Source organism: Qipengyuania mesophila, from assembly GCF_019711655.1.
GTDB classification, from domain to species: domain Bacteria; phylum Pseudomonadota; class Alphaproteobacteria; order Sphingomonadales; family Sphingomonadaceae; genus Qipengyuania; species Qipengyuania mesophila.
Map to the genome: position 1 here is coordinate 102,946 of NZ_JAIGNU010000002.1, position 23,082 is coordinate 126,027.

The following is a 23,082-nucleotide window of genomic DNA, read 5'->3' on the forward strand; positions in this document are numbered from 1 at the left end:
ATGATCATCGGCCTCGGCTCCGACCTCTGCAATATCGAGCGCATCCAGAATTCGCTCGACCGCTTCGGCGAGCGGTTCGAAAACCGCGTCTTCACCGATATCGAACGCGCCAAGGCGCGACGCCGCCCCTTCACCATCGCCGGCACCTACGCCAAGCGCTTCGCCGCGAAGGAAGCCTTCTCCAAGGCGGTCGGCACCGGCTTTCGCCGCGGCGTGTTCATGAAGGACATCGGCGTGGTCAATGCCCGCTCGGGTGCACCGACGCTGGCGTTGACCGGCGGGGCGGCGATCGTACTTGCGGAAATGGTGCCGCAAGGCCATGAGGCGCGCATTCATCTTACCCTCACCGACGATCATCCATGGGCCCAGGCCTACGTCATCATCGAGGCCCTACCCAAGTGACCAGCGGCGCCACGGCATTGAACAAGTCCCCTGAAACCGAATCCGACAAGAAGGTCGACTGGATCGCGGAAATCCGCGGCCTTGCGCTGATGCTGCTGGCGGTCTTCGCCTTTCACAGCTTCGTCGCCAAGCCATTCTACATCCCGTCGGAATCGATGATGCCCAACCTGCTGGTCGGCGACAGGTTGATCGTCAGCAAGTATCCCTATGGCTGGAACTGGAGCTCGATCAGCTTCCATCTCGCCCCGCGCGGGCAATGGAGACTATTCGGCGGAACCCCCGAATATGGCGACATCGTCATCCCCGTGCATCCCGAGAAGGACGAGGATTACATCAAGCGCGTCGTAGCTCTTCCGGGCGACCGACTCGCGGTCCGCAATGGCCAGATCATCCTCAACGGCACGCCGGTCGAACAGAAGGTCGAACCCGCGCTCGACCTGCCGCTCGATGCCAATTCGCGCTGCGACGGCTTCGGTTTCGACGATTTCCGTGCGGAAACTGCCGCCGGCAAGCGCGTCTGCCGCGTGCCGGTGTTGCGCGAAACGCTGCCCAATGGTGCGACCTATCTGGTGATCGACCATCAAAACCAGGAACTCGACAACTTCCCCGAAATCACCGTGCCCGACGATGCCGTCTTCGTCATGGGCGACAATCGCGACCATTCCGCCGACAGCCGAGAACTCAACAATTCGCGCGGCCTGCTCGGTCCCGTACCGCTCGAGAACATCGGCGGACGGGCCGAATTCATCACCTTCTCGCTCGACGGCACGACCACGCTGAACCCGATCAGCTGGTGGACCAGCCTGCGCGAGGGACGGGCGTGGTCGACCCTGCGCCCTGCCATCGCGGAACGAAAAGCCGCTCCCGAGCGCTAGGGCTCTGAAACAGGGGACGCGCATGGCCGAAGAGACACAGGGCAGCACCAACCAGGATCTCGGCACCAGCCCTTCGCGGATCAACAACCCGCGCATCCGCCATGAAATATCGCGTGCAATCGTGTGGGTCGCGGTCGTCGGCACGGTCGCGCTGGCGGTGTGGATCGCACGCCCGCTGCTGGTGATCTTCGGAGCGATGGTTTTCGCCTCGATGATCGATGGCGGCGCGCGCCTGCTGGGCCGCGCGCTCTCGATCAGGCGCAGCTGGCGCGTCGCCATCGTCCTCGCCGCAACGGTCTCCTTCATGCTCTGGCTCGGCTATTTCGCCGGTTCGACGATCTCGCAGGAAGCCGCCCAGTTCCCCGCCATCGTCGAGCGCCAGCTTGGCGAGCTGTTCGCCTGGGCCCGTGCCCAGGGCTTCCAGATCGACCAGTCGCAACTGCAGAATTACCTCGGCAATATCGGCAGCGGGATCAGCACCGTCACCAAGGCGCTCGGAGGGATTCTGGGCAGCGCGGCGACGATGCTGCTCATCGTAGTGATCGGCATCTATGTAGCAGTTGACCCACAGCTCTACGAGCGCGGGGTCGCCTGGATGCTACCGCGTGAACAGCGCGACCGGTTTTACGTCACGACCGCGCGCATGGGCCAGACCATGCGACGGCTGATGGCCGGCCGCCTGCTCGGCATGGTGGTCGAAGCGCTGTTCACCTATCTCATGCTGGCGGTGGTCGCCCCGCTGATCGGCATCGGCGTGGTGCCCATGGCCGCCCTGCTTGCAATCCTCACCGGCCTGCTCGCCTTTGTCCCCAATCTCGGCGCGATCATCTCGGGTGCGCTGATGGTGCTGGTCGGATTTTCGGGCGGGGTCGAGATGGGGATCTACACCATCTTCGTCTATTTCTTCGTCCAGAACTTCGACGGCTATATCGTCATCCCCATGATCGCCAAGAAGACCGTGGATCTGGCCCCGGCGCTGGTGCTCGCCTTCCAGCTGATCATGGGCATATTGTTCGGCATCCTCGGCCTGTTTCTTGCCGATCCGCTGCTGGCAATGATCAAGGTCGCGCTCGAACGCCGGGCCGAACAGGCGGATGAAAACACTTCGGGAGAAGCGGTCGGCCATGGCGCGTAAGTTCCTCTACTTCATCGCGGTCTGCATCGTGCTGGGCATCGCGGGAGCAATCGCCCTGTCGATCTGGTCGCGCGAGTTGACCGAGATCGCCTTCGTTCCGCGCGGCGAGTTCGTCGAGCAGGAACCGCTCGCGGCAAACGCCTATCAGGATCCTGCGATGTGGTACTCGCGCCCCGGCATCGGGCCGAGCGATCCTGCGCGCTACCAGCCCGCGATCGCCGAGAGTGCACCCGACCCGGCTGAGCAGGACGCTTCGCCCGAGGCTCCGGCTGCCGAGCAAAGCCTCGATGCACCCGCTCCTACCGCAACCCTCGGCTCGCGCGCCGGCGAAGCGGCCGAGCCTGACGCGCTGCCGAAGTTCGCCGTCTTCTTCGTTCCCCCGACCAGCTACACCAAGGGCGCGCTGGGCGACTGGAATGCAGCACTGAACGATGCCGATACAGACCGCCTCGCCGCGGTGTTCCTGCGCGGCCTTGCCAGCCCCTTCAACCGGGCCGACGAGCTGTGGGCGCCCAAGTACCGCCAAGCCGCGGTCGGTGCCTTCCTGACCGACAAGCCCGAGGCGACCATGGCGATCGATGCCGCCTATGCCGACGTCGCGCAGGCCTTCGAATATTTCCTTTCGAGCGTTGGTCCTGACAAGCCGATCGTCCTCGCAGGCCATAGCCAGGGATCGACCCATATCCTGCGGCTGCTGCGCGAGAAGGTGGCCGGAACGCCGATCGAGGCGCGCATCGCTGCCGTGTATGCGCCGGGCTGGCCGATCTCGGTCGAGCACGATTTGCCCGCCTTGCCCGTGCCCGCCTGCGCCGCACCGAACCAGGCCGCATGCCTCGTCGCCTATGCGAGCTTCGCCGACGATGGGGATGCAGGTCAGTTACTGCGCCGCTACGCCGCAACGCCGGGATTGGACGGCGAACCGCGCGGCGAAGACGATCCGATCGTTTGCGTCAATCCGCTGACCGGCGTGAGCGGCGGTTCGGCGGAGGCTTCCGCCAACCTCGGCACGCTGCTCCCGAGCAAGAACCTCGCCACTGCAGAGCTTGTGGCGAAGGCGGTGCCGGCCCGCTGCGATGCGCGCGGCCTGCTGCGGATCGGGGATCCGCCGGAACTGGGCCCCGGAGTCCTTCCTGATGGCAACTATCACGTCTACGACATTCCGCTGTTCTGGAAGAACCTGCAGGAGGACGTCATCGCTCGAGTGAAGGCATGGACGGCGGCACACGCATCGTAACCGACAATGCGCTAGCCTACGGCGATGTGCTGCCCGATGGCGGCGCGCTGCTCGGGCTCGACCTCGGCACCAAGACGATCGGTGTCGCCACCTGCGATGCCGGATGGCGTTATGCAACGGCCGGCAAGACCATCGCGCGCAGCAAGTTCACCAAGGATTGCGGGGCCTTGCGCGCCATCGTTGCCGAGCGTTCGATCAAGGGCGTGGTGATCGGCCTGCCGCGCAACATGGACGGGAGCGAAGGGCCGCGCGCGCAAGCGAGTCGCGCCTACGCCCGCAACCTCGCCCAATCGCTCGATCTGCCGGTACTGCTGTGGGACGAACGCTGGTCGACCTCGAGCGCCGAATCGGCGATGATCGGGCAGGACATGAGCCGGGCGAAACGCGCGGACAAGATCGACAGCCATGCTGCGGCGGTAATTCTGCAGGGCGCGATAGACGCGTTGGCGGGCGGCGGGCTATAGTCGCAGCCGCCATGCGGCTGATCGATGCTCTCCGGCACCTCGCCTTGGGCGAAGGGTCCGATCCCGATACCGGGCTGGCGCATCGTGAACGCTCGCTGTCGCGCGCGCTGGCGCTGCTCGCCGCGATCTTCCTGCTGCTCGGCTTCGGCCTCTTCGTAATTCTCTACGGCTGAATCGCGGCGCGGCGCAGACGCGCTTCCCCGGCCAGCATGAGGCTCCCGGCCCGCTCCGCCTCGCGCCACAGGCCATCGCGGTCCGCGTCGCAGTCGAGCAGTCCGCTGCGCGCCTCGAAACTGGCCAGCCGCATCCGGGCGCTGGGGTGCGTCCGGCCGAAGCATTCGGCAAGATCGAGCGCCTCGGCATCGCCCAGCGCCACCGCGCAGCGCAGGAAGGTCTCGCTGGCGGAGGGATTGAGGATTCGCGCCACAGCCGAGCGCTCGAGATCAAAGCCGTATTGGTCGAACCAGTCCTGCCCCGCATCGACCCGCATGACGTTGAGCGAAACTGACGTGGTCACCGGCGGAAGCTGCGCGTGGACATCGACATGCGCGCGATAGTGCATGAGCTTGCCTTCATGGAGCGCGCTGCGCTCGGCGAAGCGCAGCGGAACCTCCTCGCCCGAGAAGCCGGCGATCGCCTCGTAGTCGATCTCGTAATAGTCGCTGCGGTAGCCGGGTCCGAAATAGCCCGCGGTGAGAAAGTCGAAATTGTGATCGTGCGGGATCCCGTAGACGAAGCTGCGCGCGCCGCTGGAGCGAAAGCAGCTCTCTTCCTCGCTGGGCCAGATATTGGCGCGCAGAAAACAGCCGCCCCGCAGCGGCGAGAGCACGATCGCCTGCGGGCCGTAGGCGCTGTCCTCGAAGGCGTCGCGATGCCGCTCCCGCAATTGCGCGACCAGCAGATCGCCGAGAAAATGGCGGTTGTTGGCCAGCCGTTCGAGCGCCGCGGCGGCCTCCAGCGTGCTGGCCTCGTCGCGCGGGTCGAAGCCTTGCGCGAGCGCGTCGATCGTCTCTGCGAGACTGGCGGTGCCCGCCTGCGTATTGGCGATCACGCGAGGCATGGCTCAGGCTCTAGATTCGCGAGTCGTGGGTGCGTTTCGACCAGCCCCGCGCGCAGATTCCGCGCGGGGCCGGACAACGCATCGGCAGGGTCCTTGGCAATGCTCGACAGCACGCGGAATCCCGCGGCAGTGTCGAGCGCGAGGCATTCGCGCAGGGCCTGCCACCGGAAATGCTCGCTGCCGCCTGCACCGTCCAGGGCGAGATCGGCGAGCACCGGCACGGCATCGGAGCGCCCCATGCGGCCGAGCAGCGCCATCATCAATTCGTGCTGGCTCTCGCGTCGGTCGCCGCTGGCGCGATGGAGCAAATTGCCGGACGGGAGCGCGAAGCGGCGGGTCGGCCGCGGCGCCTCGGCGAACCGGATCAGGCACAGGATCAGCAATCGCCCGCGCACCGCGCGCAGGATATGCGATTGGGCGGGGCCGCACAGGGCAATCACGCGACCCTCGCCAACCTGCTGACGACGCTCGACAATCGTCGCATCCGCACCGTTTTCGCTGGCGATTTCGAGCAGGCCGAACTCGCCTGCACCGGCCAGTACGACGTCGTGTCGCTCGGCATCGGGGAAGGTTGCGCTTGTCGCTTCGAAGCTCGGCGCCCCTCGATCGTAAAGAGCGAAACCCAGCGTCGCGCGCCCCTTCCGGGCAATCTGCAGGTAGTGAAATCCGGATCCCGACTGGTGGCGAAAGGCGAGTTGCGCCAGGGGATAAGCGCGCTGCAAGCCCACCAGACGGCGCACAAATGGTTCAATCGCCCTTCGCGGATTCCCCTCTGCTGCGAACAGCGTCGCGAGATGTGTGCAGTCGGAGAGAAAAGCTCCGGCCCCATAGGCTTCGAGGTCGGTCAGGACAGGCGCCAAAGCAGGATCGTCCCGGCATTGTCGCACCACCTCGACCACCGCCTCGCGCATGACGCGCTGCGCGGCATGGTCGCCGCGCAGCGCACCGATCTGCGGATCGATCTGCATCGTCCGCCCGCGGGTCAGAGCAACATGTCGATCAGCGAATGGTCGTAGACATAGACCATGATCGCCACGATCGTGTCGTCCGACCCGCCCGCCGACAGACTGCCGAACAGGCCCGTCGCCGCCTCGAGCTCGGGCAGGCTGCCCAGGTCGATCTTGGGAAAATCCATCAACTCCTCCTCTATCCCCAGCATCCGTCGAACCCCCTGTTCCCGTCTGCCGCGATCCAGGCTGACCGAGCGTGGCAAGAAGAAGTATTTAAAGGATTGTAAGGTCTGCGGCCGCGCGGCTATCGCAGCCCGCGATGAGCGAGCAGGAGCGCAAATTCGACCCCGCAAAGGCGACGTCCTTCTTCACCGGGCGCGGGCATTCGGGCTGGCTGGGATTGAAATATTCCGACCATGGCGACGACTGGGTCGAACTCGAGCTTCCCTGGCGCGAGGATTTGCTCGGGGAGGAAGGCCAGCGCGTGCTCGCCTCGGGCCCGATCCTCAGCCTGATGGACATGGCGAGCGGCATGGCGATCTGGCGCGCGATGGACGAATTCACCGCCATCGCCACGCTCGACCTGCGGGTCGATTACGTCCGCCCCGCGCGCGAGGGCGCGAGCGTGTTCGGCCGCTCGCAATGCTATCGCGTCACCCGCAGCGCCGCCTTCGTCCGCGGCCTGGCGCATGATGGCGACGCCGACGATCCGGTGGCGCACATCCAGGCGGTCTTCATGAAGATCGCACCCACGGCGAGGCTCTGAGATGGCGGACCATCCCGAAATCGACGCACTCACCCCCTACGCCCGTTCGCTCGGCATCACGCTCGACCGCTGGGAGGATGGCACGCCAACCCTTTCGGTACCGTTCGACGAGACGGTCGAGGGCCGGCCCGACCATTATCACGGAGGGGCAACCGGCGGGTTGCTCGAGACCGCGGGCTATGCAGCGCTGCGCGCCGAGCTCGCGCGCCAGGATCGCGCCGCGATGCTCAAGCCGATCAACATCACCGTGCAATATCTCGCCGCGGGCAAGAGCCGCACGAGCTATGCGCAGGGGCGGATCACCAAGCTCGGCAGGCGCAGCGCCAACATCACCGTCGAAGCGTGGCAGGACGACCGCAGCCGTCCGATCGCCACCGCGGTGATGAACGTCTTCATGGCCGAGCCGGAAGGCTAGTTGCGCGGCTCCTGCGCCGCGGCCTCCTCGCGGCGATTGCGCGCTTCCGCCCGCCGTTCGTCAGCGCGCCGGCGGGCCTCCTCGATCGCCGCCTGGTCGACCACCACACCCCCGTCACCGATGGAAATGTCGAGCGGCACACCGTCGATCTCGGTCGAAAGCACCGCCTCGCCGTCGCGGATGCGGAGGCGCGAATTGCCGTCGCCCAGCGGGATGTCCTCGAGGTCGGGTACGTCGAGCGGCTCGATCGGGCCGCCCGGATCGTCCTGCTCGCGCGGCTCGGGACGGCTCGGCGCGGCTTTCACGTTCATCGCGCGGTTCATGAAGTCGCGCCAGATCCGCGCAGGCATCCCGCCCCCGCTGATCGCGCCCTTGAGCGGCGAGTTGTCGTCATTGCCGATCCACACGCCGACCACCAGGTCGCCCGCATAGCCGACGAAGAGCGCATCGCGATTGTCCTGCGTCGTGCCGGTCTTGCCGAAATTCGGGCCGCGCAGCATGGCCGCACGACCGGTGCCGTTGTTGATCGCCGAACGCAGCATCCTCTCCATGGACCGCTGGGTCGAGGAGGAGAAGCTCGAGGGCCCGTCCCACAGATTCTCGAAGAAGCCGCGCTCGGGCCTGGCGAAGGCGTGCGGCTCGATCGGGTATTCGTTGGCGGCCACCGCGGCATAGGCCGAGGTCAGTTCGAGCAGCGACATGGTCGAAGTGCCCAGCGCCAGGCTCGGGTCGCCCTCGGCGAGCGGCGAGGTGACGCCGAGATCGCGCGCGGTGGCGATGACCTTGTCGCTCCCGACTTCGCCGAGCAGGCGGACCGCGGCAACATTGCTCGATCGCGCGAAGGCTTGCTCGAGCGTGAGGCTCTCCGAATAGCGCCCGCCCGAATTCTTGGGGCGATAGCTGCCTTCGGTGATTTCGGTATTGGCGATCAGGTCGTCGGGGCTCCACCCGGCGCGCAGCGCCGCGAGATAGACGAACAGCTTGAAGGTCGAACCCGGCTGGCGGCGCGCCTGCGTCGCGCGGTTGAAGGGCGATTGCGCGTAATCCTTGCCGCCGATCATCGCCACCACCTCGCCATTGCGCCGCATGGCGACGAGCGCGACCTGCGCCCCGCCCAGCGGCGCGCCCTGCGTCACCTGGCGGGCGATGTTCTGCAGGCGGGCATCGAGCGTGGTGGTCAGCGTCTGCCTGGCATAGCCCGCCTCTGTCTGGTCGCGCGCCTCGGGCAGCGCCCAGTCCGCGAAATAGGTTCCGGTCGGCAGATCGTTGCGCGTGCGCACGTCGAGCGCAGGCGGCCTCATCGCGCGCGCCTCGGCCTCGGTCAGGTAGCCCGCGGCGACCATCGACTGGATCACGATCGCCATGCGCTTGCTCGCCCGGTCGTAATGCTGTGTCGGGGCATAGGCGCTGGGCGCCTGCAGCAGCCCCGCGAGCATGGCTGCCTGGTTGGGTTTGAGGTTCTCGGGCTTGCGGTAGAAATAGTGCAGGCTCGCAGCGCGCAGGCCGTAGACGTTGTCGCCGAAATAGGCGTTCGAGAGATAGCGGCTGAGGATCTCGTCCTTGGTCAGCCAGGCCTCCAGCCAGAAGGCGATCAGCGCCTCGCGCGCCTTTCGCGTCAGCGTCCGCTCGGGCGTAAGGAAGGTGAACTTGGCGAGCTGCTGGGTGATCGTGCTGCCCCCGCCCGTGCCGGTGAACGCGGCGCGGGCGATGCCGCGCGGATCGACGCCCCAGTGCGAGTAGAAGCGCCGGTCCTCGGTTGCGAGGAAGGCCTCGACCACATGCGGCGGAAGCTTCGCCACCTCGACCGGTTCGTCGGTGATCGCGCCGTTGCGTGCGATCGGCGTGCCGTCGGCGGCAAGCAGGGTGATCTGCGGTGCGGCGATGGGCTCGAGCGATTTCGAGAGCGGCGCGGTGATCGCCAGCCAGGCGAACAGCGCCATGAACAGGCCGAGCACGCCCGCGACCAGGCGGACCGCCCACCAGCGCTTGCGCCGTCCGCGCCAGTATTCGCGCTGCCAGAAGCGCAGGCGCTTGCGCTCCTCGGCCTCCAGCGCGGTGTCGAGCCGGTCGAGACGGTCGTCCCAATCGTCGTAGTCGAGCGCCTCGTGCGTCGCGTAATAGCCGCGATGCGCGGGGAAGTCCGCCTGCGGTTCGCTCTTGCGCCGGAAGGAATCGAAAACGCCCATTGCCTACTGTGTTAACGGAACAACACAGCTATGCATAGGGGACGTCCGATGATCCCTGCTTTACGAGGCTTTGCCGACCACGCTCTCGGGCAGGTCTTCGCCGAACACGCGCTGGTAGTATTCGGCCACCAGCATGCGTTCTTCCTCGTCGCACTTGTTGAGGAAGCTGAGGCGGAAGGCGAAGCCGACATCCTTGAAGATGGCGTAGTTCTGCGCCCAGGTGATCACCGTTCGCGGACTCATCACCGTGCTGATGTCGCCATTGATGAAGCCCTGGCGCGAAAGGTCGGCGACCTTGATCATGTCGGCGAGAATCTTGGGATCGATGTCGGGGTTCTTCGCCTCGACGATCTTCTGCTCGGTTTCGGCGGGCAGGTAGTTGAGGCCAACGACGATGTTCCAGCGGTCCATCTGGCCCTGGTTGATCTGCTGCGTCCCGTGATAGAGCCCGCTCGTATCGCCGAGGCCGACCGTGTTGGCGGTGGCGAAGAGGCGGAAGCCGGCATCGGGCCGGATCACGCGGTTCTGGTCGAGCAGGGTCAGCTTGCCCTGCTGTTCGAGAACGCGCTGGATCACGAACATAACGTCGGGGCGGCCGGCGTCGTATTCGTCGAACACCAGCGCCACCGGGTGCTGCAGCGCCCACGGCAGCAGGCCTTCGCGGAATTCGGTGACCTGCAACCCGTCGCGCAGCACGATCGCGTCGCGCCCGACGAGGTCGATACGGCTGATATGCGCATCGAGGTTGATCCGCACGCAGGGCCAGTTGAGACGCGCGGCGACCTGTTCGATATGCGTCGACTTGCCGGTGCCGTGATAGCCCTGCACCATGACGCGGCGATTGTGGGCAAAGCCCGCGAGGATCGCGAGCGTGGTGTCCGGGTCGAAGACATAGGCCTCGTCGAGATCGGGGGTGCGTTCGTCCGGCTTGCTGAAGGCGGGCACCTGCCAGTCGATATCGATCCCGAAAGTCTCGCGCACGTCGACGGTGGTGTCGGGCGCGGGAAGCACGGTTTTGGCGGAAGCGTCGAAGGTCTTGTCGGTCATATCGTTCATCGCGTCTGGCGGGTTAGACGGATGGATAGGTAGCTGCAAGCAACGAAATCGCTGGGCCGGTCAAGCCCGGCTCGACTCGCCGTTCGCGCGGTCGCATAGTCGGCACCGATGCTGCCGCCGACGCCGCTGTCCGAACGCTTTCGCCGCAAGCTCGTCGAGCGGGTGCGCGGCGTGTTCAACGACGTCCAGAACGGACAGCAGCCCGTCCCTCCCTCCGACGAGGCGCTGTTCGAACGCGACAGCCCGATCCGCATGGTCCATGCCGATATCGTGGCGATGATGGTCGGCGGGATCCGCGGCCTGCTGCTACAGATGCTCCACCCCCATGCGCTGCAGGGCGTGCTCGACCATTCGAATTTCCGCAGCGACATGCACGGGCGCCTGCGCCGCACCGCGCGGTTCATCGCGGTCACGACCTTCGGCCATAGGGACGACGCGCAGCAAGCGATCGCGCGGGTCAACCGGATCCACGCCGCCGTCGGCGGAGTATTGCCCGACGGCACGCCCTACTCGGCCTCCGATCCGCGCGTCCTCGCCTGGGTCCACGTCGCCGAAGCGACCAGCTTCCTCGCCGCCTATCTGCGCCATGTGCGACCCGAAATGCCGGGCAGCGAGCAGGACGAATATTACCGCCAGTTCGCCACCATCGCCCATGCGCTCGGCGCTGACCCCATCCCGACCGATCGCAGCGAAGCCGAGGCGATTTTCCACGAGTTGCGCCGCGACCTGTCGGGTTCTCCGGCAGCGCGCGAGATTGCCAACCTCGTCCTCAACCAGCGCCCGGCAGGCGCACCGCCAGCGGTGCAGACCCTGCTCGGGGCGGAAGCTGTCGCGCTGCTGCCGTCCTTCGCCCGCCCGATGCTCGGCCTCGAACGCCCCGGCCTGACGGGCATTCCGGCGCGTGCGGCGACCTGGGGCATGGGCAAGACGCTGCGCTGGGCCTTTCGCCAGAACTGATCGTTTCGACGGCGCGCCCGCACCCTTCGCCGCATCCGCCTTGTCTACATACCGACCGGTTGGTATGCCGCCTCTCGTGATACCGAATCGACCCTTCCGCCCCGCCCCACAGAATGCGCGCGATCGCCTGCTCGAGGCGGGCGTGAAGCTGATCCGCACGCAGGGCTTCGCCGCCACGTCGGTCGGCGAATTGTGCGCCGAGGCGGGCGTAACCAAGGGCGCGTTCTTCCATCATTTCGAATCGAAGGAAGCGCTGGGCGCGGAGCTTGCCGCATATTGGAGCCGGTCGACCTCGGGCTTCTTCACCGATGCGCCGTTCCGGCAGATCGAGGATCCGGTCGAGCGCATCCTCGGCTATCTCGACCTCCGCCTCGCGCTCATCGGCGGGCCGACCGAGGGGTTCAGCTGCGTCGCGGGCACGATGATCCAGGAGAGCTTCCGGACCAGCGAGCCGATCCGTGCCGCCTGCCGCGACAGCATCCTCGGCAATGCCGACCTGTTCGTCGCCGATTTCGCCGAAGCGATCGAAACATACGGCGTCGAGGCGGACGCCAGGAGCCTGTCGCTGCACATGCAGGTGGTGATCCAGGGCGCCTTCATCCTCGCGAAGACGCAGGACAGCGACGATGCCGCAGCCGCCATGGCGCGCGACAGCCTGATCCATCTCAAGCACTACATTTCGCTGCTGTTCGAAAAGGAAACGGTCCAATGAGCCAGATGATCTTCGTGAACCTGCCGGTGGCCGATCTCGCCCGCTCGAAGGCCTTCTACGAGGCGATCGGCTTCACCAACGAACCCAAGTTCACCGACGAAACCGCCGCCGGCATGATGCTGAGCGAGGCGATCCACGTCATGCTGCTGACGCATGACAAGTGGAAGGGATTCACCAGCAAGGCGATTCCCGATGCGAAGAAGTCCGCGCAGATGATGCTGTGCCTCAGCCGCGAGAGCCGCGAGGCTGTCGACGCCATCATCGCCGATGTCGCCGAGGCGGGCGGCAATACCGATTGCGATCCGCCGCAGGACTACGGCTTCATGTACGGCCGCAGCTTCGAAGACCCCGACGGCCACAATTGGGAAGTCATGTGGATGGACCCGGTCGCAGTCGAGAAGGGTCCCGAGGCCTTCATGGAAGCGGCGGCGGAATAGGCCGATGTCGATGATCGATCCGGATGCCGAAATCGAGATCAGCGGCTACCGCTGGGTGCCCGGTTTCGCGCAGGGCTTCGTCCGCGACCTGCGCCCGCGCTGGGCCTGCGAGGAGGCCGGTATCCCCTATCGCGAACGCCTGGCCAATGTGGCCGACAAGCCTGCGTGGCTGGTCGAGGGCCAGCCCTGGAGCCAGGTTCCGATCATGCGCCATGGCGAGATCGCGATGTTCGAAAGCGGCGCGACCCTGCTCCACCTCGGCGAGATGAGCGAGACCCTGCTGCCGCGCGATCCGCAGCGACGCGCCAGCGCGATCTCCTGGCTCTTCGCCGCCTTCAATACGGTCGAGCCGCCGATCTTCGAACACGGCAATATCTCGTTCTTCGCCAAGGACGAGGAATGGGCCAGGCTGCGCCGCCCCTCGCTCGAGGAATTCCTCGGTCGGCGGCTCGCCCCGCTCGAACGGCGCCTGTCGCAAAGCGACTGGCTCGGCGAGGCCTTCACCATCGCCGATATCGCCATGGTCACGACGCTGCGCGCGCTTTCGGGCAGCCGGGTAATGGACGCCCACCCCGCAATCACCGCCTATGTCGCGCGCGGCGAGACCCGTCCCGGGTTCAAGCAGGCGATGGCCGACCAGTTGGCTGCTTTCGCGCGCCATGCGGACAATACCGAATGAGATAACAGCCGAGGAGAGAGGCGATGTATGTGAACGGATTCGTGGTTCCCGTCCCCGAAGGCAACAAGGATGCCTATCGCGAGGTGGCGGCGAAATTCTGGCCGATCGCCAGGGACTATGGCTGCACCGGCCATTTCGAGGCCTGGGAAGCCGACGTGAAGGACGGCCAGCACACCGACTTTCGCCGCGCCGTCGACCTCCAGCCCGGCGAGAAGGTGGTATTCAGCTGGATGACCTGGCCCGACAAGGCCTCCGCCGACGCGGCGCATGAGAAGATGATGGCCGACGAGCGCATGGCAACCGAGTTCGGCGCCCCCGACGGCAGCGACATGCCCTTCGACGGCAAGCGCATGATCATCGGCGGGTTCGAAGTCATGTTCAGCGAGGAGGCCTGAGCCATGTCCGACGATCGCGGTGCCTTCATCTGGTACGAACTCATGACCACCGATCCCGAAGGCGCAAAGGCCTTCTACGACGAGGTGGTGGGCTGGTCGCTCTCGACCGGTCACGCAGGCGACGATTCCTACGGCTTCATCACGCGCAGCGATGGCGGAATGAATGGCGGCGTCCTGCGATTGGCAAAGGACATGACCGATCACGGGATGCGGCCATGCTGGATCGGTTACATCCACGTCCCCGATGTCGATGCCGCCGTGAGCGCGATCGAGGCCGCCGGCGGCAAGACGCTGATGCCCGCAACCGACAACGAGATGGCGGGTCGCTTCGCCATGGTGGCCGATCCCGACGGGTCGATGTTCTACGTCATGACGCCCAAGCCACCCCCCGGCAATCCCGACGCGAAGAGCGACGTCTTTTCGGTCGACCAGGCACAGCACGTGCGCTGGAACGAGTTGTGGGCCTCCGACCCGCAAGCGGCCGTGTCCTTCTATCGCGAGCAGTTCGGCTGGACGCAGGAAGGCGCCATGCCGATGGGCGATTTGGGCGACTATCTCTTCATCCAGCACGACGGCGTCGGGATCGGCGCGATCGCGCCCGTCATGCCGGGTGGCCAGGGCCCGCGCTGGAACATCTACATCGGCGTCGACGATATCGATCGCGCGATGACCGCCGTGACTGGCGGCGGCGGGTCCCTGCTCGGAGACGCGCAACAAATTCCAGGTGGCGAATGGTCGGCCCACTGCCGCGACCCACAGGGGGCGGATTTCGGCCTCGTCGGTCCCCGAAAATAGGAGTCTTGGCAAAATAGTGCGAGAATGTTCTAATTATGTTCTCATATGGGGAGACACCGCATGGCCGACTATACCTTCTTCACCAACCCGATGAGCCGCGGCCAGATCGTGCGCTGGGCGCTTCACGAAGCCGGCGCCGACTACGAGACCGAGTTCGTCGAATGGCAGGACAAGCAGCCCGCCTTCCTCGAGGCCAACCCGATCGGAAAGGTCCCGACGATCGTCCACCACCATGGCGACCATAGTCACGTCGTCACCGAAGCGGCGGCGATCTGCCATTACCTCGCCGAAATGCACCCCGACGCGGGCCTGCTGCCGCGGGCGCACGAGAAGGCCGACTATTTCCGCTATTTCTTCTTCGCGGCAGGACCGGTCGAGCAGGCGGTCACCGCCAATGCGATGGGCTGGCAGGTGCCCGAGGAGCGCACCGGCATGGCGGGCTTCGGCACCTACGACCGCGCAATGGACACATTCGAGCAGATGTTCTCAGACCGCGATTTCGTCTGTGGCGATCGCTTCACCATGGCCGACGTCTATGTCGGCAGCCAGGTCGACTGGGGCCTAAGCTTCGGCTCGATCCCCACGCGCCCGGCCTTCGAGGCCTATGCCGCGCGCCTGCGCGAGCGCCCCGCCTACAAGAAGGCGAAAGCCATAGACATGAAGCTGATCGAGGAGAGCCAGAATGGTTGAGAAGCTGACCACCGTGCTGTGGTACGATGGCGACGCCGAAGAAGCCGCGCGGTTCTATGCCGAGACCTTCCCCGACAGCGAGGTGGGAGAAATCTTCCGCGCCCCGGCCGACTTCCCCAGCGGCAAGAAGGGCGATGCGCTGACGGTCGAGTTCACCGTGCTCGGCCGCACCTTTTCCGGCCTCAACGGAGGCGACATGTTCAAGCCCAACGAGAGCGTCAGCTTCATGGTCGTGACCGAGGACCAGGAGGAGACCGACCGCTACTGGGATGCCATCGTGGGCAATGGCGGCCAGGAAAGCGCCTGTGGCTGGTGCAGGGACAAATGGGGCTTCAGCTGGCAGATCACCCCGCGCACGCTGCTCGAATCGCAAATGGCGGGCGGTGACGAGGCCCGGCGTGCCTTCGAGGCCATGATGGGCATGGGCAAGATCGACGTCGCGGCGATCGACGCCGCGCGCGCGGGGAACTGAGCCGGTGGCGCGCAGCATCATCGGGGCGGCCTTCGTTTCGCTCGACGGAGTCATGCAGGCTCCAGGCGGGATCGATGAGGATCGCAGCGGCGGCTTCGAGCATGGTGCGTGGCTGGCGCCGGTGGGCGACGAGGCGCTCGAGCAGGCGCTCGGCGCGCTGTTCGATGGCGAGTTCGACCTCCTGCTGGGCCGCCGCACCTACGATATTTTCGCCGCCTACTGGCCATACGCTTCGATGGACAATCCCATCGCCGCCAAATTCGCCGAATGCGACAAATTCGTGCTGACCGGGCGCGACGCCCCGCTCGACTGGGCGGGCAGCCACCGGCTTGCCTCGGTCGACGAGATAGCCGCGCTCAAGGCGGGCGACGGTCGCGACCTGATCGTCCAGGGGAGCTCGACGCTCTATCCGCAGCTGCTCGAACGCGGGCTGATCGACAGGCTGGTCCTGATGATTGCCCCGGTCCTGCTGGGCAGCGGCAAGCGACTGTTCGGCGACGACACGCCGCCGCGCACGCTGAGCCTCGTCTCACAGGTGACCGGCTCGAACGGAATGAACGTGGCCACCTACGAACCCGCGGGCCCGGTGGAACACGCACCCGCCGGTCCCGAAATCACCAGCGATGCCGAACTCGCGCGGCGGGCCGAAGTCGCCAAGGGAACCTGGTGATGCTTGATCTCCACGGACATCTGTTTTCTTCCTACACCTGGAAGGCGCTTATCGCGCTCTACGCCAACGAGACGCCCTTCACTTTCGTCGAGATGGAGGGCGACAAGCCGCTGCACCAGCAGTTCTGCGGCAAGGTCCACCCCGGCGGCCACATCCCCGTGCTGGTCGACGACGGTAATATCGTGGTCGAGGCAACCAGCATCGTCGAGCATCTTGCCGTCCACCATCCCGGCCCTGCCCCGCTGATACCGGCGCATCCGGCCGAGGCAGTGGTCGCGCGCATGATGGACCGGGTGTTCGACAATTACGTGATGGGCAATATGCAGCGTTTCGTCTCGAGCTGGTTCATCAGCCGGGACCGGCCCGAACAAGGCCTGCGCGAGACGCCCGATGCCGGCGAACAGGACGCCGCCCGCATGCGCCTCTACCAGGCCTACGACTGGCTCGAGGACTGGCTCGGCTCCAACAGGCTACCACCACACATCAGCCTGGTGAGCTGCGCCGCCGCACCGAGCCTGTTCTACGCCGACTGGATCGAGCCGATCGGTGCCAGCCGCCCGCGCCTTGCGGCGTTGCGCACCGAATTGCTCGCGCTTCCCGAGGTCGCGCGCTGCATCGACGATGCCCGACCCTATCGCGAATACTTCCCCCCCGGCGCGCCCGACCGCGATTGACGGAGAGCACCATGAACGAACTGAGCATTACCCGCTTCATCGACGCACCCCCGGCAAAGGTCTGGGAGGCCATGACCGAGCGGCAGGAGGAGTGGTTCTGCCCCGCGCCCTGGCGCGCGGAGGTGGTGACGCAGGAACGCCGCCCCGGCGGACGCTGCGACATGGTGTTCAAGGGACCGGACGGCGAGGAAATGCCGCAGAACGGAATCTACCTCGCCTGGGACGAAGGGAGGCGCTTCGTGACGACCGACGCCCTTACCGCCGATTTCGAGCCCGCCGGCCCCTTCATGGTCGGCAGTTGGGAGGTCGCGCCCGAAGGCAAGGGCACCCGCTACACCGCCACCGCGCGACACTGGACCGAGGAGGCCAAGAAGCAGCACGAGGACATGGGCTTCGAGCAAGGCTGGGGTGCCTGCGCCGACACGCTCGCCAAGTTGTGCGAGGAGTGATAGCCTCGCGCGTCGAGGGAGGGTTTATCCATGCGTGACGGCGGCTGCACCTGCGGCAAGGTGCGCTATCGCCTGACCGAGGACCCGATCGTGGTCCATTGCTGCCACTGCCGGTGGTGCCAGCGCGAGACCGGTGCATCCTTCGCGCTCAACGCCGTGATCGAGGCCGACAGGGTCGAACAGTTACAGGGCGAACCCGAATGCATCGACACGCCCTCCGAAAGCGGGCGCGGTCAGCCGATCTTCCGCTGTCCGTCGTGCAAGGTCGCGCTGTGGAGCCACTATGGCGCGGTGAAGGACAAGGCCGACTTCATCCGCGTCGGCACGCTCGACGATCCCGACCGCTGCCCTCCCGACGTGCATATCTTCACGCGGAGCAAGCAGCCCTGGGTGGTCATCCCGGAGGGGGCCGAGGCCTATCCGGTATTCTATTCGGGCGAGGACGTCGTCCGGATCTACGGCGAAGACGGTGCGCGGCGCTGGCGCGCGCTCAAGGACGGGTGACGGGATGAGGCGCTGGATCTACGCAACATTGGTCTGCGGAACGCTCGACATCGTCTATGCCTTCATCGCCTCGGCCACGCTCAAGGGGCGCGACCCGGTCACCGTGCTGCAAGGCGTCGCCACGGGCCCGTTCGGCGATGCGGCAGCCTCGTGGGGCCTTGGCGGGGCCGCATTGGGGGCCCTGACGCATTACGCCATCATGGCGGCGATGGTCGCCATCGGCTTCACACTCCATGCCCGCAAGCCCTTCACGACGATGCCGTGGTGGCTGGCGGGCAGCATCTACGGGCTGGCCTTGTGGTTCGTGATGTACGGCATCGTCCTGCCCATGCGCTTCGGCGCGCCTTTCCCCAACCCGGACCCGGTCGCGCTGGTGGTGTGGGGTCTGCCACACTGGCTCTGCGTCGCCTGGCCGCTCGCCTGGCTGACGCGTCGGCCGACCTAGGCGATCGCGCGCGACTTCCTGAGCGTCTGATAGGCTTCGACCACCCGGTTGAGCCGGCCTTCATACTGCCGGTCGCCGCCATTGCGGTCGGGGTGGTAGCGCCGCACGAGTTCCGAATACCGGCGGCGCAAGCGGGTGCGGTCGGTATCGAGCCCCAGCCCCATCGTCTCGAGCGCCTCCGCCTCCTCCTTCGAGAAGCGCCCGTCCATCGCCATTTCCGCTTCGCGCCGGGCGCGGCTCTTGATCCCCGCCGCGCGCGCCGAGATCGCCTCGAGCGGATCGTCGTAATCCGCCCAGCGCGGCATTCCGTCGACACCGCCGGTGGGACGAAAACTGGGACTTTCGGTGCGCCAGCCCGATCCGGGGGCCTGCGCGTGATAGATCTCTTCCGCGCTCATCCCCTCGAACCAGTCGTAGCCGGAGTTGAATTCGCGGACGTGGTCGAGGCACAGCCAGCGCCACTCGCCGGGGCCGTCGAACCCGTGCCCCTGCATGCCCGGAGCACGGAATTCTCCGGGCTCTTCGCAGGCGGGATGCGCGCAAATCCGGCCGGTGTTGTCAAATCTCCCGTGAAACTTAGTCTGGCGCATTCGGTATAGAATGGGGAGCAATCTGCGCTAAGGAAACCCCTGAAGAGGAGATTCGAACGCGTGTCAGGACCCGTCCAGCAGGAAATGGAACGCCTCTTGACCGAGGCATTCGCACCGACCCGGCTCGAGGTCATCAACGACAGCGTCAGCCACGCGGGCCATTCGGGCGACGATGGCAGCGGGGAATCGCACTTCACCGTCGTGATCGAGGCGCCGGCGTTCGCCGACAAGTCGCGGCTCGAACGACAGCGCATGGTCAACAAGGCGCTGGGCGACATTCCGGGTGAGCGGGTCCACGCGCTCGCCATCCAGGCCTCGGCCCCGACCAGCTAGGAGACGCGCGACCATGAGCCAGATCGACCAGGTCCTGACCCCGACCACGCACGATCTCGGCCAGTTCGAAGTCCGACGCGTCCTGCCTTCGCGGCCCCGGAGCATGGTCGGGCCGTTCATCTTCGTCGACCAGTTCGGTCCCGCGCAGCTCGATCTCGGCACCGGCATGGACGTGCGCCCGCATCCGCACATCAATCTCGCCACGGTGACCTGGCTGTTCGAGGGGGCGATCGACCACCGCGACAGCCTGGGGAGCTTCTCGACCATCCGGCCAGGTCAGGTAAACCTGATGACCGCGGGTCGCGGCATCGTTCATTCGGAGCGGTCGCCCGAAAGCGAGCGCGCCACCGGCCCCCGGCTCTTCGGCATGCAGACCTGGCTCGCCCTGCCCGACGGCCGCGAGGAGATCGATCCGGCCTTCGAGGCGGTCAGCGACCTTCCGGTCATCGAGGACGGGCGCGCCAAGGCGATCGTCATCATGGGCGAGCTGTGGGGCGAGCGCGCCGCGACCACCACCTATGCCGATACGATCTATGCCGAAATCCACCTTGCCCCCGGCGGCGCGATCCCGATCGAGGACGAGGCCGACGAGCGCGCGGTCATGCTGGTCGAGGGCGAGGCCACGATCGACGGGCATTCGTTGAAGCGCTACGAACTCGCGGTCCTCCAGCCGGGCCGCGACATGACGCTCGAAACCAAGACGGGCGGGCGGGTGATGCTGCTCGGCGGCGAGGCCTTCGAGACCCGGCGCCATGCCTGGTGGAATTTCGTCAGCTCGCGCCGCGAGCGGATCGAGCAGGCGCGCGCGGACTGGCGCGCGGGGCGCTTTCCCAAGGTGCCGGGCGACGAGGAGGAATTCATCCCCCTGCCCGAAGGGACGCCCAAGACCGTTACCTATCCGTGAGGGGAGACTTATGAGTTTCGAAGGCAAGACCGCCTGGATTACCGGCGCATCGAGCGGAATCGGCGCGGCGCTGGCCCGCGAATGGGCGAGCCGCGGTGCGCGCATCATCCTGTCGGGCCGCGACGAGGAACGCCTCGCCCAGGTGGCCGCAGACATCTCGACCGAGACGCTGGTGCTCCCCTTCGACGTGCGCGACGAGGCGGCGATGCGCGCGGCGACCGACAAGGCGATCGGCTGGCACCGCGGTGTCGACATCTTCGTCGCCAATGCCGGCGTTTCGCAACGCAGCGCGGCGCTCGAGACCGAGATGAACGTCTATCGCGAGATCATCGACATCGACCTGACCGCGCAGATCGCCGCGACTCAGGCGCTGCTGCCGCATCTGGTCGAGCGCGGGAGCGGGCACCTGCTGTTCATCAGCTCGATCGCGGGCAAGGTCGGCGTGCCCATGCGCACCGCCTATTGCGCCGCCAAGTTCGGACTGATCGGCTATGCCGACGCGCTCCGCGCCGAGCTCTCGCAGCAGGGCGTATCGGTCCATGTCGTGTGCCCCGGCTCGGTTGCGACCGATGTCAGCCGCAACGCGCTGACCGCCGACGGCAGCAAGCGCGGGCGCAGCGACAAGGTGATCGACAACGGCATCGCCCCTGCCGAGGCGGCGCAGCGGATCATCGACGCGGTGGCTGCAGGCCAGCGCGAGATCGTCGTCGCCGAGGGCATGGAGCAGGCGATGGGCGAAATGCGGCGCACGCCCGACCAGCTGCTCGACCAGGTCGCGGGCATGGTTGCGGCGGGCTATATGGAAAAGATGAAAGCGGAGGCCTGAGCATGACGCTCGAGCAGAAGCGCGTCGAGCTTGCCAACGGCATCCACCTCGACGTGGTCGACGAGGGGCCGCGCGACGCGCCGGTGCTGATCTTCCTCCACGGCTTTCCCGAAAGCCACCGCACCTGGCGCCACCAGATCGCGCATTTCTCCGGTCGCTACCGCTGCATCGCGCCCGACCAGCGCGGCTATCGCGGATCGTCCAAGCCGCGGGAGGTCGAGGCCTATACGCCCGACAAGATGGTCGGCGACGTCTTCCTCCTCGCCGATGCACTCGGCGTCGACAGCTTCACCATCGTCGGCCACGACTGGGGTGGCGCGATCGCCTGGGGCGTGGCCTATGGCGGGATGGCGAACAGCCGCGTGACGCGCGCGATCATCGCCAATGCGCCGCATCCGGTGCTGTTTCCCAAGCTGCTTTACACCAATCGCCAGCAGCGCGAGGCGAGCCAGTATTTCCGCGAGTTCCGCGATCCGGCCCATGATCCGATGATCCGCGAACACGGTCTCGCGCCGGTGCTGATGAAGGCGTTCGAGGGGCGCGAGGTGACGACCAGCATGGAGCCCGAGGAACAGGCACGCCTGCTGGAGGACTGGGCCGATCCCGCGGCCGCGTTCGGCATGCTCAACTATTACCGCGCCAGCCCGATGGCGGTGCTGCCGCTCGATGCGCCTTACGAGCTACCGGCGGACTATACGCCCTTCCCGCTACCCAGGCTGACCATCCCGACGCTGGTGATCTGGGCGATGGAGGACGAGGCGCTGCCCCCGACCAATCTCGACGGGCTCGACGAAGTCATCGAGAACCCCGAGATTGTGAAGGTGCCCGGCTGCGGACATTTCGTCCAGTGGGAGGCACCCGACGCGTTCAACGCCGCGGCCGACACCTTCCTCTCTCGAACGGCCTGATCAGCCCTTCCAATCGATCCAACTGCCGTGCGGATGCGCGGTGGCGAGCTTGCGCCGCATGTCTCCGTGCGGCCAGTAACTCACCGTCAGCTCGTGCCGGTGGGTGTCGCGGTTGGCCTCGAGGCTGACCCAGGCGAGCGGCGTCTCTTCGCGCGCCCTGTGCCCCGCCTCTTCCATCAGTTCGACGATCTGGTCGCGCTCCTCGCGCGGGACATATTGCCACACCACCGAGTGCATCAGCACCCGTGTCGTGCCTTCCTGCTGCGGCCGCTCGAGGCGATCGCGCAGGAAATCGACCGCGCGCATGCGGGCGATCTCGGGCGGGAAGACGTTCGCCGCCTCGATCGCCGCCTCGAGCCGGGCAAAGCGTTCAGTGAATTCGGGCCAGATATAGGCCTTCAGGCGCAGGGCCTGCATCTCATCTGTCAGATCGACAGGGGCGACATCGCACCCCTCGGCCCCGACGATGTCGTAGCCTTCCGTCGGCGGCGGGGGCCCACGCCACTCGGGTTTCAGCTGCATGCGCGCATTCTTCGGCCCGATCATGACCCCGCCGAGATCGTAGCGAAAGCGGCGCATCATCAGGTTGATCCCCGCGCTCGAGCCGATTTCGAGCAGGTCGAAATGCCCGGGCAGCCCGTGATCCACCAACCACAGGAAAGCCGCGGCAAAGCCCGCCGAGCGCCCAGCCTCATTGGTCTGCGGCGGGCCATCGAGCCACGGCATAAGGAACGGTTCGTGCCGCTCGATCGCATCGGCGATCAGGTCGGTCGCATTGGTCGGGCCCAGCCCTTCGTAGATCGGTGCCAGGCTGGGTTCGTCTCCGCGCAGATGGAGCGCGTGCAACCCGCCAGCGACGCGCAACGGCAGGGCATCGGCGAGCGCAGGGCCCGCCCAGCGACGCACCCGTCGCATCACCGCACCCCCGCGTTCGCTGTCGAGCAGTTCGCATAGCGCCTGACACACCAGCGCCGTGATCGGTGCGCCGTTGTCGCGACAATAGGCGACCTGGTTCTCGAAGGCCCGAAACACCGCCTCGGATCCGGTGGCCCCCGGTTCGATCACCACATATTCCGCCTGGTCGATCGGCATTGCCCTT

The 23,082-nt window shown here is 66.4% G+C and carries 32 protein-coding genes; 25 read left to right on the forward strand and 7 right to left on the reverse strand.

Annotation, left to right across the window (positions count from 1 at the left end; genetic code table 11):
• From acpS to K3181_RS10215, 6 genes are read left to right on the forward strand one after another with little or no spacing between them, the layout of a single operon-like run.
• Entirely contained in the window at positions 1–402 is a 402-nt protein-coding gene (acpS, locus tag K3181_RS10190; protein ID WP_221603009.1) for a holo-ACP synthase, read from the forward strand.
• Complete coding sequence (gene lepB / locus K3181_RS10195; protein WP_221603010.1) at positions 360–1,277, forward strand: signal peptidase I; 918 nt, start codon at positions 360–362, stop codon at positions 1,275–1,277. The genes acpS and lepB overlap by 43 nt, the downstream gene beginning before the upstream one ends.
• A gap of 22 nt (positions 1,278–1,299) precedes the next feature.
• Complete coding sequence (locus K3181_RS10200) at positions 1,300–2,412, forward strand: AI-2E family transporter (RefSeq protein ID WP_221603011.1); 1,113 nt, start codon at positions 1,300–1,302, stop codon at positions 2,410–2,412.
• Positions 2,402–3,646, forward strand: a complete 1,245-nt coding sequence (locus K3181_RS10205; RefSeq protein WP_221603012.1) for a DUF3089 domain-containing protein — start codon at positions 2,402–2,404, stop codon at positions 3,644–3,646. The genes K3181_RS10200 and K3181_RS10205 overlap by 11 nt, the downstream gene beginning before the upstream one ends.
• Positions 3,622–4,110, forward strand: a complete 489-nt coding sequence (gene ruvX, locus K3181_RS10210) for a Holliday junction resolvase RuvX (RefSeq protein WP_221603013.1) — start codon at positions 3,622–3,624, stop codon at positions 4,108–4,110. Before K3181_RS10205 ends, ruvX begins: the two co-directional genes overlap by 25 nt.
• Positions 4,111–4,121: 11 nt before the next feature.
• Positions 4,122–4,283, forward strand: a complete 162-nt coding sequence (locus tag K3181_RS10215) for a hypothetical protein (RefSeq protein WP_221603014.1) — start codon at positions 4,122–4,124, stop codon at positions 4,281–4,283.
• Here the strand turns inward: K3181_RS10215 and K3181_RS10220 are convergent.
• From K3181_RS10220 to K3181_RS10230, 3 genes are read right to left on the reverse strand one after another with little or no spacing between them, the layout of a single operon-like run.
• Entirely contained in the window at positions 4,274–5,170 is an 897-nt protein-coding gene (locus K3181_RS10220; RefSeq protein WP_221603015.1) for a transposase, read from the reverse strand. The genes K3181_RS10215 and K3181_RS10220 overlap by 10 nt on opposite strands.
• Positions 5,158–6,138, reverse strand: coding sequence for a hypothetical protein (locus K3181_RS10225; RefSeq protein ID WP_221603016.1), 981 nt, complete (start codon positions 6,136–6,138; stop codon positions 5,158–5,160). The genes K3181_RS10220 and K3181_RS10225 overlap by 13 nt, the downstream gene beginning before the upstream one ends.
• A 14-nt stretch (positions 6,139–6,152) precedes the next feature.
• Positions 6,153–6,305 carry a hypothetical protein gene (locus K3181_RS10230; protein ID WP_221603017.1) on the reverse strand — a complete coding sequence of 51 codons (153 nt, stop codon included), beginning with the start codon at positions 6,303–6,305 and terminating at the stop codon, positions 6,153–6,155.
• A gap of 134 nt (positions 6,306–6,439) precedes the next feature.
• Here K3181_RS10230 and K3181_RS10235 point away from each other — a divergent pair, with 134 nt between their 5' ends.
• A complete protein-coding gene (locus tag K3181_RS10235) occupies positions 6,440–6,886 on the forward strand; it encodes a PaaI family thioesterase (RefSeq protein WP_221603018.1) in 447 nt (148 codons plus the stop codon).
• 1 nt (position 6,887) lies between these two features.
• Positions 6,888–7,301 (forward strand): PaaI family thioesterase, encoded by a 414-nt coding sequence (locus K3181_RS10240; RefSeq protein ID WP_221603019.1) that lies wholly within the window; start codon positions 6,888–6,890, stop codon positions 7,299–7,301.
• Here the strand turns inward: K3181_RS10240 and K3181_RS10245 are convergent.
• Both K3181_RS10245 and cobS read right to left on the reverse strand, forming a co-directional pair.
• Positions 7,298–9,487 (reverse strand): transglycosylase domain-containing protein, encoded by a 2,190-nt coding sequence (locus tag K3181_RS10245; protein WP_221603020.1) that lies wholly within the window; start codon positions 9,485–9,487, stop codon positions 7,298–7,300. The genes K3181_RS10240 and K3181_RS10245 overlap by 4 nt on opposite strands.
• A 60-nt stretch (positions 9,488–9,547) precedes the next feature.
• Positions 9,548–10,543 carry a cobaltochelatase subunit CobS gene (gene cobS, locus K3181_RS10250; RefSeq protein ID WP_221603021.1) on the reverse strand — a complete coding sequence of 332 codons (996 nt, stop codon included), beginning with the start codon at positions 10,541–10,543 and terminating at the stop codon, positions 9,548–9,550.
• 108 nt (positions 10,544–10,651) lie between these two features.
• Here cobS and K3181_RS10255 point away from each other — a divergent pair, with 108 nt between their 5' ends.
• From K3181_RS10255 to K3181_RS10315, 13 genes are all read left to right on the forward strand, one after another.
• A complete protein-coding gene (locus tag K3181_RS10255) occupies positions 10,652–11,500 on the forward strand; it encodes an oxygenase MpaB family protein (protein WP_221603022.1) in 849 nt (282 codons plus the stop codon).
• Between the two features lie 76 nt (positions 11,501–11,576).
• Positions 11,577–12,212, forward strand: a complete 636-nt coding sequence (locus tag K3181_RS10260; protein WP_221603023.1) for a TetR/AcrR family transcriptional regulator — start codon at positions 11,577–11,579, stop codon at positions 12,210–12,212.
• Positions 12,209–12,649, forward strand: a complete 441-nt coding sequence (locus K3181_RS10265) for a VOC family protein (protein WP_221603024.1) — start codon at positions 12,209–12,211, stop codon at positions 12,647–12,649. The genes K3181_RS10260 and K3181_RS10265 overlap by 4 nt, the downstream gene beginning before the upstream one ends.
• Positions 12,650–12,653: 4 nt before the next feature.
• Complete coding sequence (locus tag K3181_RS10270; RefSeq protein WP_221603025.1) at positions 12,654–13,328, forward strand: glutathione S-transferase family protein; 675 nt, start codon at positions 12,654–12,656, stop codon at positions 13,326–13,328.
• A 23-nt stretch (positions 13,329–13,351) separates the two neighbouring features.
• Complete coding sequence (locus K3181_RS10275; protein ID WP_221603026.1) at positions 13,352–13,723, forward strand: DUF1428 domain-containing protein; 372 nt, start codon at positions 13,352–13,354, stop codon at positions 13,721–13,723.
• A 3-nt stretch (positions 13,724–13,726) separates the two neighbouring features.
• On the forward strand, positions 13,727–14,518 hold the full coding sequence (locus K3181_RS10280) for a VOC family protein (RefSeq protein ID WP_221603027.1): 792 nt from the start codon (positions 13,727–13,729) through the stop codon (positions 14,516–14,518).
• Positions 14,519–14,578: 60 nt separating this feature from the next.
• Complete coding sequence (locus tag K3181_RS10285) at positions 14,579–15,208, forward strand: glutathione S-transferase family protein (RefSeq protein WP_221603028.1); 630 nt, start codon at positions 14,579–14,581, stop codon at positions 15,206–15,208.
• On the forward strand, positions 15,201–15,680 hold the full coding sequence (locus K3181_RS10290) for a VOC family protein (RefSeq protein WP_221603029.1): 480 nt from the start codon (positions 15,201–15,203) through the stop codon (positions 15,678–15,680). The genes K3181_RS10285 and K3181_RS10290 overlap by 8 nt, the downstream gene beginning before the upstream one ends.
• Before the next feature lie 4 nt (positions 15,681–15,684).
• On the forward strand, positions 15,685–16,350 hold the full coding sequence (locus K3181_RS10295; RefSeq protein ID WP_345725488.1) for a dihydrofolate reductase family protein: 666 nt from the start codon (positions 15,685–15,687) through the stop codon (positions 16,348–16,350).
• On the forward strand, positions 16,350–17,024 hold the full coding sequence (locus tag K3181_RS10300; RefSeq protein ID WP_247715069.1) for a glutathione S-transferase family protein: 675 nt from the start codon (positions 16,350–16,352) through the stop codon (positions 17,022–17,024). Before K3181_RS10295 ends, K3181_RS10300 begins: the two co-directional genes overlap by 1 nt.
• Before the next feature lie 11 nt (positions 17,025–17,035).
• Positions 17,036–17,473 carry an SRPBCC family protein gene (locus K3181_RS10305; RefSeq protein WP_221603031.1) on the forward strand — a complete coding sequence of 146 codons (438 nt, stop codon included), beginning with the start codon at positions 17,036–17,038 and terminating at the stop codon, positions 17,471–17,473.
• Between the two features lie 30 nt (positions 17,474–17,503).
• On the forward strand, positions 17,504–17,977 hold the full coding sequence (locus K3181_RS10310; protein ID WP_221603032.1) for a GFA family protein: 474 nt from the start codon (positions 17,504–17,506) through the stop codon (positions 17,975–17,977).
• Between the two features lie 4 nt (positions 17,978–17,981).
• Entirely contained in the window at positions 17,982–18,422 is a 441-nt protein-coding gene (locus K3181_RS10315) for a hypothetical protein (RefSeq protein ID WP_221603033.1), read from the forward strand.
• Here the strand turns inward: K3181_RS10315 and K3181_RS10320 are convergent.
• Positions 18,419–19,012 carry a DnaJ domain-containing protein gene (locus K3181_RS10320; protein WP_221603034.1) on the reverse strand — a complete coding sequence of 198 codons (594 nt, stop codon included), beginning with the start codon at positions 19,010–19,012 and terminating at the stop codon, positions 18,419–18,421. The two genes, K3181_RS10315 and K3181_RS10320, sit on opposite strands and share 4 nt — an antisense overlap.
• Positions 19,013–19,072: 60 nt before the next feature.
• Between K3181_RS10320 and K3181_RS10325 the strand changes: the two genes are divergently transcribed.
• The 4 genes from K3181_RS10325 to K3181_RS10340 are packed head-to-tail and all read left to right on the forward strand — an operon-like array spanning position 19,073 to position 21,983.
• Positions 19,073–19,345: a BolA family protein gene (locus tag K3181_RS10325; protein ID WP_221603035.1), complete on the forward strand. Its 273-nt coding sequence runs from the start codon at positions 19,073–19,075 to the stop codon at positions 19,343–19,345.
• Positions 19,346–19,358: 13 nt separating this feature from the next.
• Entirely contained in the window at positions 19,359–20,249 is an 891-nt protein-coding gene (locus K3181_RS10330) for a pirin family protein (RefSeq protein WP_221603036.1), read from the forward strand.
• A gap of 10 nt (positions 20,250–20,259) precedes the next feature.
• Complete coding sequence (locus tag K3181_RS10335; RefSeq protein ID WP_221603037.1) at positions 20,260–21,075, forward strand: SDR family NAD(P)-dependent oxidoreductase; 816 nt, start codon at positions 20,260–20,262, stop codon at positions 21,073–21,075.
• Between the two features lie 2 nt (positions 21,076–21,077).
• A complete protein-coding gene (locus K3181_RS10340) occupies positions 21,078–21,983 on the forward strand; it encodes an alpha/beta fold hydrolase (protein WP_221603038.1) in 906 nt (301 codons plus the stop codon).
• Here the strand turns inward: K3181_RS10340 and K3181_RS10345 are convergent, their stop codons facing one another.
• Positions 21,984–23,075, reverse strand: coding sequence for a DUF2332 domain-containing protein (locus K3181_RS10345; protein ID WP_221603039.1), 1,092 nt, complete (start codon positions 23,073–23,075; stop codon positions 21,984–21,986).
• Positions 23,076–23,082: the final 7 nt, after the last annotated feature.

Coding starts and splice junctions, on each gene's coding strand:
- K3181_RS10205 (WP_221603012.1), top strand. CDS start 2,402: ATGGCGCGTAAGTTCCTCTACTTCATCGCGGTCTGCATCGTGCTGGGC.
- K3181_RS10285 (WP_221603028.1), top strand. CDS start 14,579: ATGGCCGACTATACCTTCTTCACCAACCCGATGAGCCGCGGCCAGATC.
- K3181_RS10255 (WP_221603022.1), top strand. CDS start 10,652: ATGCTGCCGCCGACGCCGCTGTCCGAACGCTTTCGCCGCAAGCTCGTC.
- K3181_RS10335 (WP_221603037.1), top strand. CDS start 20,260: ATGAGTTTCGAAGGCAAGACCGCCTGGATTACCGGCGCATCGAGCGGA.
- K3181_RS10225 (WP_221603016.1), bottom strand. CDS start 6,138: ATGCAGATCGATCCGCAGATCGGTGCGCTGCGCGGCGACCATGCCGCG.
- K3181_RS10315 (WP_221603033.1), top strand. CDS start 17,982: ATGAGGCGCTGGATCTACGCAACATTGGTCTGCGGAACGCTCGACATC.
- K3181_RS10305 (WP_221603031.1), top strand. CDS start 17,036: ATGAACGAACTGAGCATTACCCGCTTCATCGACGCACCCCCGGCAAAG.
- lepB (WP_221603010.1), top strand. CDS start 360: ATGGGCCCAGGCCTACGTCATCATCGAGGCCCTACCCAAGTGACCAGC.
- K3181_RS10340 (WP_221603038.1), top strand. CDS start 21,078: ATGACGCTCGAGCAGAAGCGCGTCGAGCTTGCCAACGGCATCCACCTC.
- K3181_RS10240 (WP_221603019.1), top strand. CDS start 6,888: ATGGCGGACCATCCCGAAATCGACGCACTCACCCCCTACGCCCGTTCG.
- K3181_RS10300 (WP_247715069.1), top strand. CDS start 16,350: ATGCTTGATCTCCACGGACATCTGTTTTCTTCCTACACCTGGAAGGCG.
- acpS (WP_221603009.1), top strand. CDS start 1: ATGATCATCGGCCTCGGCTCCGACCTCTGCAATATCGAGCGCATCCAG.
- ruvX (WP_221603013.1), top strand. CDS start 3,622: ATGGACGGCGGCACACGCATCGTAACCGACAATGCGCTAGCCTACGGC.
- K3181_RS10265 (WP_221603024.1), top strand. CDS start 12,209: ATGAGCCAGATGATCTTCGTGAACCTGCCGGTGGCCGATCTCGCCCGC.
- K3181_RS10345 (WP_221603039.1), bottom strand. CDS start 23,075: ATGCCGATCGACCAGGCGGAATATGTGGTGATCGAACCGGGGGCCACC.
- K3181_RS10275 (WP_221603026.1), top strand. CDS start 13,352: ATGTATGTGAACGGATTCGTGGTTCCCGTCCCCGAAGGCAACAAGGAT.
- K3181_RS10215 (WP_221603014.1), top strand. CDS start 4,122: ATGCGGCTGATCGATGCTCTCCGGCACCTCGCCTTGGGCGAAGGGTCC.
- K3181_RS10200 (WP_221603011.1), top strand. CDS start 1,300: ATGGCCGAAGAGACACAGGGCAGCACCAACCAGGATCTCGGCACCAGC.
- K3181_RS10330 (WP_221603036.1), top strand. CDS start 19,359: ATGAGCCAGATCGACCAGGTCCTGACCCCGACCACGCACGATCTCGGC.
- K3181_RS10230 (WP_221603017.1), bottom strand. CDS start 6,305: ATGGATTTTCCCAAGATCGACCTGGGCAGCCTGCCCGAGCTCGAGGCG.
- K3181_RS10320 (WP_221603034.1), bottom strand. CDS start 19,012: ATGCGCCAGACTAAGTTTCACGGGAGATTTGACAACACCGGCCGGATT.
- K3181_RS10270 (WP_221603025.1), top strand. CDS start 12,654: ATGTCGATGATCGATCCGGATGCCGAAATCGAGATCAGCGGCTACCGC.
- K3181_RS10280 (WP_221603027.1), top strand. CDS start 13,727: ATGTCCGACGATCGCGGTGCCTTCATCTGGTACGAACTCATGACCACC.
- K3181_RS10310 (WP_221603032.1), top strand. CDS start 17,504: ATGCGTGACGGCGGCTGCACCTGCGGCAAGGTGCGCTATCGCCTGACC.
- K3181_RS10245 (WP_221603020.1), bottom strand. CDS start 9,487: ATGGGCGTTTTCGATTCCTTCCGGCGCAAGAGCGAACCGCAGGCGGAC.
- K3181_RS10220 (WP_221603015.1), bottom strand. CDS start 5,170: ATGCCTCGCGTGATCGCCAATACGCAGGCGGGCACCGCCAGTCTCGCA.
- K3181_RS10290 (WP_221603029.1), top strand. CDS start 15,201: ATGGTTGAGAAGCTGACCACCGTGCTGTGGTACGATGGCGACGCCGAA.
- cobS (WP_221603021.1), bottom strand. CDS start 10,543: ATGAACGATATGACCGACAAGACCTTCGACGCTTCCGCCAAAACCGTG.
- K3181_RS10235 (WP_221603018.1), top strand. CDS start 6,440: ATGAGCGAGCAGGAGCGCAAATTCGACCCCGCAAAGGCGACGTCCTTC.